At 67.5% G+C, this 14,986-nt stretch carries 11 protein-coding genes and 1 pseudogene; 1 reads left to right on the top strand and 11 read right to left on the bottom strand.

Going from position 1 to position 14,986, the window contains the following annotated elements; translation table 11 throughout:
- Positions 1–51: 51 nt before the first annotated feature.
- From fadD32 to glf, 11 genes and pseudogenes are all read right to left on the bottom strand, one after another.
- A pseudogene (gene fadD32 / locus ACOI2T_RS01540) lies at positions 52–1,943 on the bottom strand (long-chain-fatty-acid--AMP ligase FadD32).
- 231 nt (positions 1,944–2,174) lie between these two features.
- A complete protein-coding gene (culp6, locus tag ACOI2T_RS01535; protein WP_085144536.1) occupies positions 2,175–3,185 on the bottom strand; it encodes a carboxylesterase Culp6 in 1,011 nt (336 codons plus the stop codon).
- An 18-nt stretch (positions 3,186–3,203) separates the two neighbouring features.
- The gene (locus ACOI2T_RS01530; protein ID WP_409504200.1) at positions 3,204–3,683 is read right to left on the bottom strand and encodes a DUF732 domain-containing protein; all 480 of its coding nucleotides are present in this window, start codon (positions 3,681–3,683) and stop codon (positions 3,204–3,206) included.
- Between the two features lie 54 nt (positions 3,684–3,737).
- Positions 3,738–4,640 carry an alpha/beta hydrolase-fold protein gene (locus tag ACOI2T_RS01525; protein WP_067855081.1) on the bottom strand — a complete coding sequence of 301 codons (903 nt, stop codon included), beginning with the start codon at positions 4,638–4,640 and terminating at the stop codon, positions 3,738–3,740.
- A gap of 142 nt (positions 4,641–4,782) precedes the next feature.
- Positions 4,783–5,784 (bottom strand): esterase family protein, encoded by a 1,002-nt coding sequence (locus ACOI2T_RS01520; RefSeq protein WP_067855078.1) that lies wholly within the window; start codon positions 5,782–5,784, stop codon positions 4,783–4,785.
- Between the two features lie 146 nt (positions 5,785–5,930).
- Positions 5,931–6,974, bottom strand: a complete 1,044-nt coding sequence (locus tag ACOI2T_RS01515) for an esterase family protein (RefSeq protein WP_409504199.1) — start codon at positions 6,972–6,974, stop codon at positions 5,931–5,933.
- Positions 6,975–7,047: 73 nt separating this feature from the next.
- Positions 7,048–9,093 (bottom strand): terminal beta-(1->2)-arabinofuranosyltransferase, encoded by a 2,046-nt coding sequence (aftB, locus tag ACOI2T_RS01510; protein ID WP_409504198.1) that lies wholly within the window; start codon positions 9,091–9,093, stop codon positions 7,048–7,050.
- Positions 9,071–10,012, bottom strand: coding sequence for a decaprenyl-phosphate phosphoribosyltransferase (locus ACOI2T_RS01505; RefSeq protein ID WP_067855073.1), 942 nt, complete (start codon positions 10,010–10,012; stop codon positions 9,071–9,073). The genes aftB and ACOI2T_RS01505 overlap by 23 nt, the downstream gene beginning before the upstream one ends.
- A 41-nt stretch (positions 10,013–10,053) precedes the next feature.
- Positions 10,054–10,611, bottom strand: coding sequence for a phosphatase PAP2 family protein (locus ACOI2T_RS01500; protein ID WP_409504197.1), 558 nt, complete (start codon positions 10,609–10,611; stop codon positions 10,054–10,056).
- A 1-nt stretch (position 10,612) separates the two neighbouring features.
- Positions 10,613–12,574: a glycosyltransferase gene (locus ACOI2T_RS01495; RefSeq protein WP_409504196.1), complete on the bottom strand. Its 1,962-nt coding sequence runs from the start codon at positions 12,572–12,574 to the stop codon at positions 10,613–10,615.
- Between the two features lie 17 nt (positions 12,575–12,591).
- Positions 12,592–13,785 (bottom strand): UDP-galactopyranose mutase, encoded by a 1,194-nt coding sequence (glf, locus tag ACOI2T_RS01490; RefSeq protein WP_085144788.1) that lies wholly within the window; start codon positions 13,783–13,785, stop codon positions 12,592–12,594.
- A 230-nt stretch (positions 13,786–14,015) separates the two neighbouring features.
- Here glf and ACOI2T_RS01485 point away from each other — a divergent pair, with 230 nt between their 5' ends.
- On the top strand, positions 14,016–14,948 hold the full coding sequence (locus ACOI2T_RS01485; RefSeq protein ID WP_409504195.1) for a hypothetical protein: 933 nt from the start codon (positions 14,016–14,018) through the stop codon (positions 14,946–14,948).
- Positions 14,949–14,986 lie beyond the last annotated feature (38 nt).

The following is a 14,986-nucleotide window of genomic DNA, read 5'->3' as shown; positions in this document are numbered from 1 at the left end:
GGTCACCTTTGCCAGTCGGCGGCACAAGCCGCCGGTCGGGTGGGAGTCAGATCAGTCGGTCTCGTCCGGGAACGCGTTGGCCACCTTGCCGCTGCGCAGGCTGCCGTCCAGGTAGGCGGCGCGGCAGGCGCGGCGGCCGATCTTGCCGCTCGAGGTCCGCGGGATCGCGCCCGCGGCGGTCAGCAGCACGTCGCGCACCGTGACGCCGTGACGCACGGCGATCGCGGCGCGGATGTCGTCGGTGATCGGTCCGACGTCGAGCTTGTGCGCGCCGGGGGCCCGCTCGGCGACGATCACCAGTTGCTCGGACGTATCGTCGGCGTCGCGCTTGAGGCCCGAGTGCGCGTTCTCGAACACCTCGTCGGGCAGCTGGTTGGCCGGCACCGAGAACGCCGCGACGTACCCGGTACGCACTGCCTTGCTGGCTTCCTGCGCGGAGTACTCGAGATCCTGCGGGTAGTGGTTGCGGCCGTCGATGATGACGAGGTCCTTGACGCGGCCCGTGATGTAGAGGTCGCCGTCGTAGAAGGCGCCGTAGTCACCGGTGCGGACCCAGGTGGCGTCGTCGGCCGCGCCTTCGGCGTGCGACGGGCTGGTGCGCGACTTGAGGATGTTGTGGAAGGTCTCGACGGTCTCGCGCTCTTTGCCCCAATAGCCCGTGCCCATGTTCTGGCCGCTGATCCAGATCTCGCCGATCTGGCCGTCGGGCAGCTCGGTGGCGGACTCGGCGTCGACGATGACCGCCCACTCGGCGATCCCGACCTTGCCCGCCGACGCCTGCGCGACGGCCTTGGGCGAATCGTCGTCCACCTCGACGATGCGTCCGGAGTTCAACGCGTCGCGATCCACCGAGATGATCTTCGGCTCTTCCGCCGACGGCGTGGTGGACACGAACAGCGTGGCCTCGGCCAGGCCGTAGGACGGCTTGATGGCCTTGGGCGGGAAGCCGAACGGGCCGAACGCCTCGTTGAACCGGCGCACCGTGGCCGCCGAGATCGGTTCACTGCCGTTGAGGACGGCCTTGACGTTCGACATGTCGAGCGGCGGCGAGCCCTCCTTCGGCACACCGCGGGCCGCGGCATGGTCGAACGCGAAGTTCGGGGCCACCGAGATGGTGCCGCCGGTGTCGCCTTCCTTGCGGGCGAGCTCGCGGATCCAGCGTTCGGGGCGACGCACGAACGCCGCAGGCGTCATGAACGTGAAGTAATGGCCGATCATGGGCGCCAGCAGCGCCGTGATCAGGCCCATGTCGTGGAAGAACGGCAGCCAGGACAGGCCGCGGTCGCCTTCCTCGCCCTCAAGGGCCTCGATCACCTGGACGACGTTGGTGGCCAGGTTGAGATGCGTGATCTGCACACCGGTCGGGATGCGCGTCGACCCGGAGGTGTACTGCAGGTAGGCGATCGTGGTCTCGTCCGGCTCGTCCGGGTTGATCCACGTCGCCGCGACGTCATCGGGCACCGCGTCGACCGCGATCACCCGCGGCCGCTGGTTGGCCGGCCGCTGCGGAAGAACTTCCGCACGCCCTCGGCGGCCTCGGTGGTGGTCAGGATCGCCGACGGATGGCAGTTGTCGAGCACCGCGTGCAGGCGGCCGACATGGCCCGGCTCGGACGGGTCGAACAGCGGGACGGCGATGCGGCCTGCGTAGAGGGCGCCGAAGAACGCGACGAGGTAGTCGAGGTTCTGCGGGCACAGGATCGCGACGCGGTCACCCGGCTCGGTGACCTGCTGCAGCCGCGCGGCCACCGCCTTGTTGCGGGCACTGAACTGAGCCCAGGTCAGATCGCGCGCCACACCGTCACGCTCGGTGGAGAAGTCGAGGAATCGGTACGCGAGCTTGTCCCCGCGCACCTTGGCCCAACGCTCGACGTGGGCGACGATACTGCTGCCGTCAGGGAACTTGATCTGTCCGTTCTTGATGAACGGATTGTGGAACGGCATATCACTCTCCTGTCAGAGCCGCACTCATCGCGTTGTCGCACGTAATTCGCGGTGCGTCGCAGCCACTCGACCGGCCGAACGTACCCAAACCCGGAGCATCGTACCGGGCTTGCGGATCTGTGCTCACCGATCAGCAGATCCCGGCTGGCCATCTCCTCGCGTGCGAGGTGCTCTTACTTTTCTCTTAATGTTAAGGGAACTTACTAGTCCCGACCAAATCCGGCGCGCGCATCATCCGTGTTTGGGATGCGGCGCGTTCTCCACGAGGCCCTTGGCCCAGTTCAGCGTCCACTGCGTGGCCGTCTGGCCGTTTTCGACCCAGAACTGCGGAGTGTTGTACAGCGCGTGCACGGGGCCGGCCGCGCTGCCTGACAACGTCTCCAGAGTCTTAGGAAGATTGAGGATCGAGAACGCTTCCTCGGGTGCCGAGCAGATCAGATCACCTGCACCGCAGATCTCGAACGTGCGGTCGTTGAGCGCCCCGAACCCGCCGGGACGCGGACCCGTCATCGACAGACCCAGCGCCGAGAGCGTCGGAACCTCGTGCAACGTGATCTCGGCGCCCTGGCCGACGGGGTTGGGGCCGACGTCCTGGCCAACGCCCATCTGCCTGCGGCCGTCGGCGATCAGCGTCACGCCCAGCACGAGATCCTGGTCGACCGGCCCCCGGCCGTTGCCGATGTCACTCGCGACGTCGCCGCCGATGACCGCGCCCTGCGAGAACCCGGCGATCACGTAACTCGTCAGCGGGCACCGCTCGTTCATGTCCGTCATCGCCTTGACCGTGGCGCGGGTGCCCTCGGCGCGGCTGTCGTTGTAGGACATCTGCTTGTCGGCCGAAAACGGGTTATGGAACTGCGCGGTGTAGGGCACGGTGAACACCTGCAGGCGCTCGGGCGGGAACTGCTCGGCCATCGGCCTGCTGATGTTCGACATCAACGACAGCGGGAACTGCGTCGGGTTGAACGGATCGTCGGTGGGCGAGGACTCCCAGGTACCCGGGATCGAGATCATCATCACGTCCGGGCAGTCCGCCGACTGGAACTCCGGACGCGGCTTGCGGGTCGTCGGCGGCGCGGGCACCCCGGCAGGCGGCTGGGCGCTGGGCGGCGCCGACGGCGTCTCCGGACGCCGCATCACGACCACCACGATGGCCACCACGAGGACCACCACGAGCGCCATCGCCCCGGCGGCGATCAGAGCCAGGATGCGGTGGCGCTTACGCCGAGCGTTCTTTGCCATGAATTGTTAGTGCTCCTGCTAGCAGAGTCGTTCGGTTGCGATGCGGATGTAGTCGGAAGTGGCGGCGTCGACCTCGCCGGGCACCTCCACTCCCCCGTCCCCCGAATGGGCGGTGCGCACATCGCTGCGCACCAGCGGCAGTACGAAATCCCACACCGCCTGATCATTCTGCTTGGCAGCCCGGGCCTGGCACACATGCGACCCGATCGACAGCGCCAGCAGGTCACTGGACGGGTTGACCCCGGCCTCGCGCAGCGCATCCAGATACGCCTGCTGCTGGCTGCTGACGACGAGCTGGCCGTTACGGCCCTGCTGCGGCGACGCGGCAACCGACGGCAACACGCCCGACTGCGCCTGCGTGTCCTTGATTTGCGAGCTCGGCAGAGCCAGCGGCGCCATGATGTCGCTGCCCGCATCGCACCCGGTGAGCAGCGATGCAGCCGACACCGCGAGGGCCGTCGCAATGGCCGGGGTGGCCGACCGTACCGTGTGCTGCACGACTCCACCGTACCGGCTGCCCAAAAGTGCCCCGGCGCAGGTGATTCGCGTCAACTACTGGATCGTGGCGACCAGTTCGCCCGACATCAGCGCCAGTTGCGGCGCCCAGCTACCCCAGTCGTGCTGCCCGGCCGACGGGAAGTCGAAGTGCCCGTTGCTGCCGCCGACCGCGCGGTAATGCTGATAGAACGCACGGTTGCTGCCCTGGGCCTGATCGCAGTAGCCGATCATCGCGGCCGGGTCGCTACAGGTGAGGGTGCCCGGGCTGAACACCCACAACCGGGTGTTCGCGTTGGCCAGCAACTGGACGTGCACGTCAGGGTCGTGCCACTTCCAGCGGCCGAACTGTGGCGGTCCCCACATGCGGTTGGTGTCGACGTTGCCGAACCGGTTCAGCCCGGCCGTGATCGCGCCGTTGAGGGTCGTCGCCGACGGCGTCAGGAATCCGGACAGCGAGCCCGCGAACCGGAACCGGTCCGGGTGGAACGCTGCCAGCGTCAACGCGGCGGTACCGCCTTGGGCCGCGCCGACGACGCCGTGCCCGTTGGGTGCCAGACCTTTGTTGGCGGCCAGCCAGTCCGGCAGCTCAACCGACAGGAAGGTCTCCCATTGCTTGCTGCCGTCCTGCTCCCAGTTCGTGTACAGGCTCCACGCCCCACCGGCCGGTGCGGCCACCGAGATGCCGCGGCCCGCGAGCGTCGTCATGGCGTGGCCGGCGTTGACCCAGTTACTCACATCGGGTGCGGCATTGAACGCGTCGAGCAGGAACACCGCGTGCGGGCCGCCGCCCTGGAACGCGACGGGGATGTCGCGGCCCATGGCCGCCGACGGCACCATCAGGAACTCGACGCCCTCGGCCCGCGCGGGCGCGCCGGTGGCCGTGGACGCCGTCCACAACCCGGCAGCCAGAACCGCCGACAGCAGAATCGCTCGCACCACACTCACCGCACGCCTCATCCTCAACCCTCCTGCTGCCGACCCGCGTTGTAGTGAACCACATCCGTGCCGCGGGTTACGCCGGAAACGACTGACGGCGGCGACCCCGTGAAGGGATCGCCGCCGCCAGCTCAACTCGATTCGGCCGTCAGCCGCCGTCCGCTCAGGCGGTCGGGGTGGCGCCGAGCACGCGCTGCAGGTCAGGCTTCATGGCCTGCAGCTGCTGGCCCCAGTAGGCCCAGTTGTGCGTACCGCTCTGCGGGAAGTTGAACACCGCGTTCCGGCCACCGGCCTCGATGTACTTCTCCTGGAAGGTCGAGTTCGTCCGGCAGACGAAGCCCTCGAGGAACTTGGCAGGCATATCGGTGCCGCCCAGCTCGCCCGGCTTGCCGTTACCGCAGTACACCCACAGGCGGATGCCGCTGTTCGCCAGCGCGGCGACGTTCTCGGTCGGGTCGTTGGCCTTCCACGCCGGGTCGTCCGACTTGCCCCACATGTCCTCGGCCTTGTAGCCGCCGGCGTCACCCATCGAGACACCGATCAGCGTCGGCCACCAACCCTCGGACGGGTTGAGCGTCCCCGACAGGGATCCGGCGTAGATGAACTGCTGCGGGTGGCGCAGCGCCAGCATCAGCGCGGACGAACCGGCCATCGACAGACCCACCACGGCGCTGCCGGTCGGCTTGACGTCCCGGTTGGCGGACAGCCAGGCAGGAAGCTCCTGGGTGAGGAAGGTCTCCCACTTGTAGGTCTTGCAGCCACCGTCCTTGCTGCCGCACGCCGGCTTGTACCAGTCTGCGTAGAAGCTGGACTGACCGCCGACGGGCATCACGACGGAGATGCCCGAGTTCAGGAACCACTCGAACGTCGGGAGCTCGATGTCCCAACCGCTCTGGTCCTCGCGGGCGCGCATGCCGTCGAGCAGGTACAGCGCGGGAGCCCCCGGGCCACCACTCTGGAACTCGACCTTGATATTGCGCCCCATCGCGGCCGACGGCACTTCGAGATACTCGACCGGCAAGCCGGGTCGAGACCAGGCTCCAGCGGTCGCCGAGCCGCCGACGACGCCGACCAGGCCAGGCAGCACGGCCGCGATCGCGGCCGCAACCGTCAGCCGGCGCGACAGGCCTGCCGCTGCGCCGCGCATCTTCCCAACGAACTTCATTCCGCTCCCTATCTGATCTCTCATCTGTCGTATTCCAGTCATATTTCGCGAGCCGGGTCCCCTGACCCAGCCGGCTCGCGTGCCCGTGTAGTCAACCACACGTGCGCGTGACGTTTCTTTCCAGCAGTTGTCGTCCTGGTTGCCCCTCAGCCGTTCAGTGTCGCGATCAGGTCCGGTTTGAGGGCCGTCAACTGCGAGCCCCAGTAGGGCCACGCGTGGTTGCCCGCCGGCGGGAAGTGAAAGCTCGCGTTACTACCGCCGGCCTTGACGTAGGCGTCCTGAAAGTCCTTGTTGCTCTTGATCGCCAGCGTCTCCAGACTGTTGGCGCTCATCGCCAGATTGGGGTCGGCGCCCTCGTCGAGCGGCGTCGAGCCACCCGGCGCGCAGTAGATCCACAGGCGCGTACCGTTCGCGACGATCTTGGCGACCTGCTTGACGGGATCGTTGCGCTTCCAGGCGCCGTCCCATGGCGCACCCCACATGTTGTCGACGTTGTAACCGCCCGCATCGAGCATCGCGACCCGGATCGCCTGCTGCATCAGCAGCGCCGACGGGTTGAGGAAGCCGGACAGCGACGCCGCGTAGCGGAACTGTCCGGGGTGATAGGCCGACAGGATCAGGGCCGCGCTGCCCGACATCGACAGCCCGACGACGCCGTTGCCGGTCTGCGAGACCTGCTTGTTCGCGGCGAGCCACGCCGGTAGCTCCTGAGTGAGGAACGTCTCCCATTTATAGGTATAGGCCTGGTTGTTGAAACTCGACGGCGAATACCAGTCGCTGTAGAAGCTGGACTGCCCGCCGACCGGCATCACCGTGGAGATGCCCGATCCGTAGAACCACTCGAACGCCGGGGTGTTGATGTCCCAGCCGCTGTAATCGTCCTGTGCGCGTAGGCCGTCGAGCAGGTAGACCGCTCGGCTCGGCGTGGATGGCGCAGGCGCGGCGGGTGCGGCCCCGTCCGGCGGTGGCGCGGGCGCCTCGGACGGCCCCTGGAACTGCACCCGGATGTTGCGGCCCATCGACGGCGAGTACACGTCGAGATACTCGACCGGCAGGCCTTCCCGGCTGAAGGCCGAAGCGCTCGGTTCGCCGCCGGTCACCACGGCAAGTGTGGGCAACGCCACAGTCGCGGCGGCGATCGCCAGGATGCGGCGGCCCCAGATCCGCGCAGCGTTCACCCCAGGAGTCATCGGCGATTCTCACCGTCCGTTCGTGTGTCCGTTGCCCGTGCTCGCTTGCCTATCGACAGCGCGCGTCCGGGCGTTACGGACCGGTCGCGGGCATCCCGGTGTAGGGCGGATGTTTGGGCGGGGGGATCTCCAGGCCACAGCGCTGCAGTTCGTACAGCGGCACGCGGTCGATCCGGTACTTCGTGAACTCGTAGGCGTGCCACAGGTTCGACAGGAACCGGCGCGGGGTCAGTTCGCCGCGTACGGAATTCAGCATCGCGTCGGTGGCCGGGCACTTGAGCGCCGCCTCGGCCTGGGCGATCCAGTCCTCGTCCAGGTACGCGGGGACGTACGGGTGGGTCTTGATGAAGGGGCCCTCGGCCACCGCCCAGTCCGGGAAGAGGTTCTTGTCGTGCCCGATGCGGCCGTCGGTGAGGCGCTGCGTGTGCATCGCCATCGGGTTTGCCAGGCCGATCTGGTCGATGACCCGCACATCGAGCCCCACGTTCATGCCGAGCATGCCCATGTTGGTGAAAAACACTGTGTGCGGGGGGTTGTACGCCGCGCGGACCTCGGGCGGCGTATCGGGCGGCAGCGGGATCGCGGGCACGACATCCCACTGGTCGTAGTTGCCGGAGGGCAGCAGCAGGGCGCCTTCGGGTGTGTTGTTGATCGCGGTGAGGACCGCGCGCATCCGTGGGTAGTCGAGATAGTCGGCAGCCGTCAGCGGATGTGCGTGCCCGGTGGCCTGCGCGTAGAAGCGCCGCTCGTCGACGATGCCGGTGTAGGTGACGCGGGTGGCATCGGCACCCATGCCCGGCGAGTTCGCGGCCCAGATCGACCAGCCCACGATCGCGGCCCACAGCACGCTCGTCGCGGCGGCCAGCAGGTAGCCCGTCTCCCTGGTGAATTTCGTGCCGTCGGGCAGCACCACCGGTATCACCGCCACCGGCGCCAACATGCAGAACAGCGGCGTGAGGAGAACGCGGCCGTGCATGAAGTCCCCGCCCTGGCGCACCCAGTAGATGCCCTGCAGCAGACCGCTCAGCACCATGAAAATCACTACGGCAGGGGGGCTCTGGATGGTCCGCGACAGCCGGCCGTACCCCCGCGGCACCTGCCTGCGCAGCCACCACGGCCGAGTCCTGGTGGCCAGCAACACGATTCCCAGCAGGGCCAGCAGGACCGCAGGAACCCACAGGAGATAGGGCTGATTGAAGTTGGTGAGGTAGACGAAACCCTGCGACCATTTCGAGCCCGACGCGTCCTTGGCGACCGCGGTGCCTGGCACGAGCAGCGCGTAGTAGCCCATGCGGAAGATCTGATAGGCCACCGGCAGCAGCCCGCCCGCCACGATGATCAGCACCCGGCGGCGCCAGCCGCGCGCCGCGACCAGCATCATGACCAGCACGCCACCGCCGATGAGCGCGAGCTCGGGCCGGACCAGCACGCTCAGTCCCGCCACGACGGCCAGCGCACCCTCGAAGAACCGGCCGGGGATGTCGCGCGGCTCGGCCTCGGCCGCCCCGCGATCGGGCGGGGCCGGGTGGGCGCGCAAGGCCTGCGACCAACACACCAGCATCCACCACAGCAGACCCAGATACGCCAGCACCAAACCGTTTTCGAGACCCGAGGTGGCGAAGTCGCGCGCCGGTGGGACCGCGATGTACACCAATGCGCCCGCCGGCAACAGCAACGCCCGCCGCCCCTGCAGGCTCGGCGCATACAGCCGGCCGGTGCCGAGCATGACCAGCACGACCCCGAGGATGCTCAGGATCAGGGCGAGATAGAGCACGACGTACTCCAGCCGCACCGAGCCGCCGATCCAGGCGAAGAACGTCACGAGGTAGGTCCACAGCGTCGACGTGTTGGCCTCGACGCGTTCACCGGCGTTGAACACCGGGCCGTTGCCCGCCAACAGGTTTCGGACCGTGCGCAGCACGATCAGGCCGTCGTCGGCGATCCAGCGGCGCTGCCACGCACCCCACCCGAACAGCCCGGCCACCACCAGCACACTGACCCACAGGCTGATGCGGACCGAGATGTCGTACGGGAACGACGGCCAGCGGACCGCGCGTTCCCCGGTGCCGCCGGCGAGGCGGCGGGCATTCAGCCGGTCAGCTGAAATAGATGGCTGCACCGATGGTTCCGATCCACGCCAGGAACAGGATCTGCAACACCCGGTCTTTCAGCGCGATCTCCTCGGGCTCACCGGCGATGCCGCCATCGATGTCTACTGCGTAGCGCAGGATCGCAATCGTCCACGGGACGATCGTGACCGCGTACCACGACGCGTCCTGCCCGTCGATCCCCAGCGGATCGCTCGCGCTGTCGCGGCCGAAGGCCCACAAACCGTACGACACCACGACTGCGGTGGCCGACAGCGTCCACACGAACCGCAGGTAGCTGCTGGTGTAGCGCTCCAACGACTTACGGATCTTGGCGCCCGTTCGCTCCGACAGCTGCAGTTCGGCATACCGCTTTCCGGCCGCCATGAACAACGAACCGAAGGCCATCACCAACAGGAACCATTGCGACAGCCCGATGTCGGCGGCCACACCGCCCGCGATGGCGCGGATCAGAAAGCCCGACGACACGATGCAGATATCCAGCACAGCCTGGTGTTTGAGGCCGAAGCAGTACGCGAGCTGGATGATCAGATAGACGGCCATGACCACGGCCAGGTCCGGCGTGAGCAACCACGAGATGATCAGCGAGGCCGCCGCCAGCAGCACCGCAAGCGTGTATGCCATCCACTCCGGCACCACACCGGCCGCGATCGGGCGGAAACGTTTGGTCGGATGGGCGCGGTCGGCCTCGACGTCACGGGCGTCGTTGACCAGATAGATCGACGACGCGGCCAGGCAGAACACCACGAAGGCGATCGACACCTTGACGGCGAGATCGCCGTAGTCGTACTGGATGCCACTGCCCACCGCGGCCAGCGGTGCCGCGAGCACCAGCAGGTTCTTCACCCACTGACGGGGCCGCACCGCCTTGACCAGCCCGGCAGCCAGATTCTTCGGCGGGCCGGCGACCGGCTGGGCTTCCTCACTCATGTGGGTTGTGCTCATCTTCGCTGCACTCCGTTGCGACCTGCTCACCGACGCTCATCAGTCTCCTTCGGCCCGGCACCCACAGAATCCGAGATCCTACCGACCGCCTTGCCGACTGTTTTCCCGACGATCGTCCCGACGACCACCCCGGTCAGCACATCGGTCGGATAGTGCACGCCGAGCACCAGTCGCGACAGCGCCATCGGCGGCACCAGCAGCGCGGGCATCGGCAGCCCGGTCGTCCGGGCCAGCAGCACCGCGGCGGCGGTGGTCGAGGTCGCGTGCGCCGACGGGAAACTGAGCCGGCTCGGTGTCCCCACGTTGACGGCGATGTCCGGATGATGCGGCCGTTCCCGGCGCACCACGCGCTTGATCAACACCGCGGCGGCGTGTGCGACGAACGCACCGGCGCCCACCGCGATCCACGACTTGCGCCGCGCCGGCTGTGCCACCGCACCCGCGGCGGCCACTGCCACCCATCCCGCACTGTGCTCACCGAAGTGCGACAGGGCGCGTGCACCGGCCAGTACCCCTGGCCGGCCGGCCAATGCCGATTGCACGGCAACCAGCACGGCGTCCTCGCCGCGTGGGGCGTCGCTCATGTCAGACTTTCTCCGCCGACTCGGTGAGCAGCACCGACTCCCACTTCTGGGTGCTGGTCAGGGTGGGCAGGGCACCGCGGTACACCTTGCGCATCCGGTTGAACTGGCGGGCCACCCGCGCCTGCTGGCGCAGCGAAGCCCTAAGCAGCTCAAACATTTTCGCGCGGTCACGCTGGCGGTACACCACGCCGCGGCCGTCTGCGGTGGTGACGGTGACACCGTCGACCCGGCACAGCGAGAACCACCTGGCATCCTGCGTCGCCACGTTGATCTGCGGCCGCACGTGTGTCTCGGGGTCGTGTTCGCGCAACTGGTGGACGACGCCCCTGGCCAGGTTGACCGCGATCGCGGCCTTGGACACCGGGATGCCGATCTTCTTGCGCTTCATGTCCGACGGCGGCGGCAGCGCGGTGGCACCGGGCAGCACGACGGCGTCGGGGTACTCCGAGCGCATCTTGCGTATGTCGGGCAGGGCCGACTCCAGGATGGAGAAGATGTGTTCGGGACCGGCCAGGAAGTCCTCCATGGCCTTGTTCTGGATGGCTACCGTCGAATACTCAAGGCACAGAAGGTGTTTGAACGTGGCCTTCAGATGGCTGGCCAGCAGGCCGCTGATCGGGCCGTCCCAGTGCAGCGCCGCGACCACCAGACGGTTGCGCAGGTGGAAGTAGGCCTGCCAGTCGATCGCGTCGTCCTTGTCGCTCCAGGCCATGTGCCAGATCGCGGCACCCGGAAGCGTGATGGTGGGATAGCCGTGCTCACCGGCCCGCAACCCATATTCCACGTCATCCCACTTGATGAACAGCGGCATGGGCTGGCCGAGTTCCTCGGCGACCTGGCGCGGGATCATGCACATCCACCAGCCGTTGAAGTCGACGTCGATGCGGCGGTGCAGCAGCTTGGTGCGCGGTTGTTCGGCGTCGCTCAGCGCGTACTTGGCGAAATCGTGGTCGTATTCGGCATTGGGCGCCGCGGACCACATGAAGTTCGTGCGATCCACCATCTCGCCCATGATGTGCAGGTGTGAGGGCTCCTGCAGGTTGAGCATCTGGCCGCCGACGAGCGTCGGCTCTTTTGCGAACCGGTTCATCGCGAGCGCCCGCAGGATCGAATCGGGTTCGATGCGGATGTCGTCGTCCATGAACAGGATCTGTTCGCAGTCGGTGTTTTTCAGCGCCTCGTACATCACCCGGCTGTAGCCGCCCGAGCCGCCGAGGTTCGGCTGGTTGTGCACGGACAGCCGGCTGCCCAGCCGCGCGGCCGCCTCGTCGAAGCCGGGGTGGTCCTTGGCCTTCTTGGCGCCCTGGTCGGAAACGATGACCGCCGAGATCACCTCGTCGACAAGGGGATCGGCGGTCAGCGCGGCCAGTGCGTTGACGCAGTCCGCAGGCCGGTTGAAGGTCGGGATCCCCACGGCGACGTTGGCGCGGCCCGGCGCGGGTGTGGGGGCGTACCAGCCTGCGCTGTGCACGCGCACGGCGGTGTCGGTGGTGATGTCGAACCAGATCCACCCGCCGTCTTCGAACGGCGAGATGTCGATCTCGAATTCGACAGCGGCGCTGGCGCCGCCATCGGGCCCAGCCGCGGTTCCGCCGGTTCCACTGGAGACCGGCGCGCCCCCGACCGTGATGCGCGCACCCGTCGCCTTGGACCGGTACACGTCGACGCGCGCGCTGCCGGTGAGTTCGACCCGCAGCACCACGGTGTCCAGCGTCGACCAGCGCCGCCAGTAGCTGGCGGGGAACGCGTTGAAGTAGGTGGCGAACGAAACCTCGGACTCGGCACCGATTTCCAGCGTGGTACGCGTCGGCGCGTGCGCGCGCCTGGCGTTGGTGGCCGATTCCTCTATATAGAGCTTGCGGACGTCCAGTGGCTCGCCCGGTCGGGGCAGTATGACGCGGGCCAGCAGACTGACCGCCCTGGATTCTCCGGCATCCAATGCGCCGGACGGGATGTCACTCATGCGTTGCTGCTTCCTGTTCACGTCTCGGGATCGGTTATCAGCGGCGCACCGTCGGACAGATGCGGTGCCAGGGTGTTGTCGTACATGCTCAGTGCGCTCGCGATGGCCATGTGCATGTCGAGGTATTGGTACGTGCCCAACCGGCCGCCGAAAAGCACCTTCGCCGACGCGGTCTCGGCCTTAGCCCTGGCCCGGTAGGCCGCGAGCAGCTTGCGGTCGGCCTCGGTGTTGATCGGGTAGTAGGGCTCGTCGTCGTCGGCCGCGAACCGCGAGAACTCCCGCATGATCACGGTCTTGTCGGTCGGGTATGCCCGCTCGGGATGGAAGTGCCGGAACTCGTGGATGCGCGTGTACGGCACCTCGATGTCGTTGTAGTTCATCACCGGCGTGCCCTGGAAATCACCCGTGTCGAGCACTTCGACCTCGAAATCGAGTGTGCGCCAGCCCAGCCGGCCCTCGGCGTAGTCGAAGTAGCGGTCCAGTGGTCCGGTATAAACAACCGGCGCGTCGGGGTTCTCGGCCCGCAGCGCGTCGCGGACGTCGAACCAGTCGGTGTCCAGCCGCACCTCGATCCTGTCATCGGCGGCCATGTTCTGCAGCCACGCGGTGTACCCGCCGGCGGGCAGCCCTTCATACGTGTCGTTGAAGTAGCGGTTGTCGAACGTGTAGCGCACCGGCAGCCGGGTGATGTTGGCCGCGGGCAGTTCCTTGGGATCGGTCTGCCACTGCTTGGCGGTGTAGTGCTTGATGAAGGCCTCGTAGAGCGGCCGGCCGATCAGCGAGATGGCCTTCTCTTCGAGGTTCTGCGCATCCTCGGTCTTGATCTCCGAGGACTGCTCGGCGATGAGGGCGCGGGCCTCGTCGGGCGTGAAGTAGCGGCCGAAGAACTGGCTCACCAGGCCGAGTCCCATCGGCAACGGATACGCCTGGCCCTTGTGCATCCCGAACACCCGGTGCTGGTAACCGGTGAAGTCGGTGAACTGCCGCACGTAGTCCCACACCCGCTTGTTCGAGGTGTGGAACAGATGGGCCCCGTACTTGTGGACTTCGATACCGGTCTGCGGATCGGCTTCGGAATAGGCATTACCGCCGATGTGCGGGCGACGTTCGATAACAAGGACACGCTTGTCCAATTGCGTCGCCACGCGCTCGGCGATCGTCAGACCGAAGAATCCGGAACCGACGACATAGAGGTCAAAACGAGCGGTCATCGGCAGCCAGGGTATCCGACCGCCCCGCCGCGCCCCGAATTCGACGGCGGCCGCAGGTCGCGATTCGCTCACAATTCAATATCGTCACTCTAGACCCATTAGTCACACCCGTACCATCGATCACGTTGGCGCTCATGGGCTTCGCACGATCCCGTCCGTAGCCGCTGACGAAGCAAGCGGAGCGCACCAGCTGCAATCCGACATGCAGTCCAAATATTGAGGAGACTTCCGTGCCGAACCGACGTCGACGCAAGGCCTCGACAGCCATGAGCGCAGTCGCCGCCCTGGCAGTCGCAAGTCCAGTCGCATTAGTGGCCGTTACCCAGCTTTCCCCTGCACCACAGCATCGTGAGTTCACGCAGGCCGCCCTGGTCACCGACCTGCCGGGCGAGTTGATGTCCGCGCTTTCCCAGGGCCTGTCGCAGTTCGGCATCAACCTGCCGCCCATGCCGACCGGCATGCTGACGGGCAGCAGCCCGATGCCGTCGCTCGCGTCACCGACCCTGACCTCGCCCGGTCTCGCCTCACCGGGGCTGACCTCCCCCGGCCTCACGTCGCCCGGTCTCACGACGCCCGGCTTGACGTCACCCGGCCTGACCACACCCGGTCTCACCACCCCCGGTCTGACCGATCCGGCGTTGGCCACCCCCGGCCTGACGTCACCAGACGGCGCGTTGCCGTCGACGCCGTCGCTGACCGATCCGGGCCTGACCAATCCGTCGCTCACCAACCCGGCGCTGACGAATCCCGCCCTGACCAGCCCGGCAGGGGCGGTGCCCGGCGGGCTGGCCACCCCGGACCTCGGTACGCCCGGCCTGACCACACCGGCGCTGGGCACCGATCCGTCGCTGACCCCGATCTCCAACGCGGCCGGGTTGCCCGCACCGGGTGAAGTGCCGATCTCGGCGCCGATCGGTCTGGATCCGGGACTGGGTGCCACCTATCCGATCCTGGGTGACCCGTCGCTGGGTGCGATGCCCGCGGCCAGCACCGGTGGCGGCGGACTGTTCGGCGACCTGTCCAGCGCTGCCGAGCAGCTCGGCGCCGGCCAGGCCATCGACCTGCTCAAGGGCATGGTGATCCCGGCGATCACGTCCGCGATGAAGTCCGGTGTGCCAGCGGCGCCGCCCGCACCCCCGGCACCGGTGCCACCGCCGGCCTGACCCAGTAGTCCTATTACGAAACGGCACCGCAGAAGCCA

This window comes from Mycolicibacterium wolinskyi str. Jessa 2025 (assembly GCF_049241375.1).
GTDB classification, from domain to species: Bacteria; Actinomycetota; Actinomycetes; order Mycobacteriales; family Mycobacteriaceae; genus Mycobacterium; species Mycobacterium wolinskyi.
The sequence above is the reverse complement of the archived record's forward strand: the minus strand, read 5'-3'. Positions and strand labels throughout refer to the sequence as shown.

What these genes read in the sequence shown, in the direction of transcription:
- culp6 (WP_085144536.1), bottom strand. Translation starts at nt 3,185, where the DNA reads ATGGCAAAGAACGCTCGGCGTAAGCGCCACCGCATCCTGGCTCTGATC.
- ACOI2T_RS01525 (WP_067855081.1), bottom strand. Translation starts at nt 4,640, where the DNA reads ATGAGGCGTGCGGTGAGTGTGGTGCGAGCGATTCTGCTGTCGGCGGTT.
- ACOI2T_RS01520 (WP_067855078.1), bottom strand. Translation starts at nt 5,784, where the DNA reads ATGAAGTTCGTTGGGAAGATGCGCGGCGCAGCGGCAGGCCTGTCGCGC.
- ACOI2T_RS01515 (WP_409504199.1), bottom strand. Translation starts at nt 6,974, where the DNA reads ATGACTCCTGGGGTGAACGCTGCGCGGATCTGGGGCCGCCGCATCCTG.
- ACOI2T_RS01505 (WP_067855073.1), bottom strand. Translation starts at nt 10,012, where the DNA reads ATGAGTGAGGAAGCCCAGCCGGTCGCCGGCCCGCCGAAGAATCTGGCT.
- ACOI2T_RS01500 (WP_409504197.1), bottom strand. Translation starts at nt 10,611, where the DNA reads ATGAGCGACGCCCCACGCGGCGAGGACGCCGTGCTGGTTGCCGTGCAA.
- ACOI2T_RS01495 (WP_409504196.1), bottom strand. Translation starts at nt 12,574, where the DNA reads ATGAGTGACATCCCGTCCGGCGCATTGGATGCCGGAGAATCCAGGGCG.
- glf (WP_085144788.1), bottom strand. Translation starts at nt 13,785, where the DNA reads ATGACCGCTCGTTTTGACCTCTATGTCGTCGGTTCCGGATTCTTCGGT.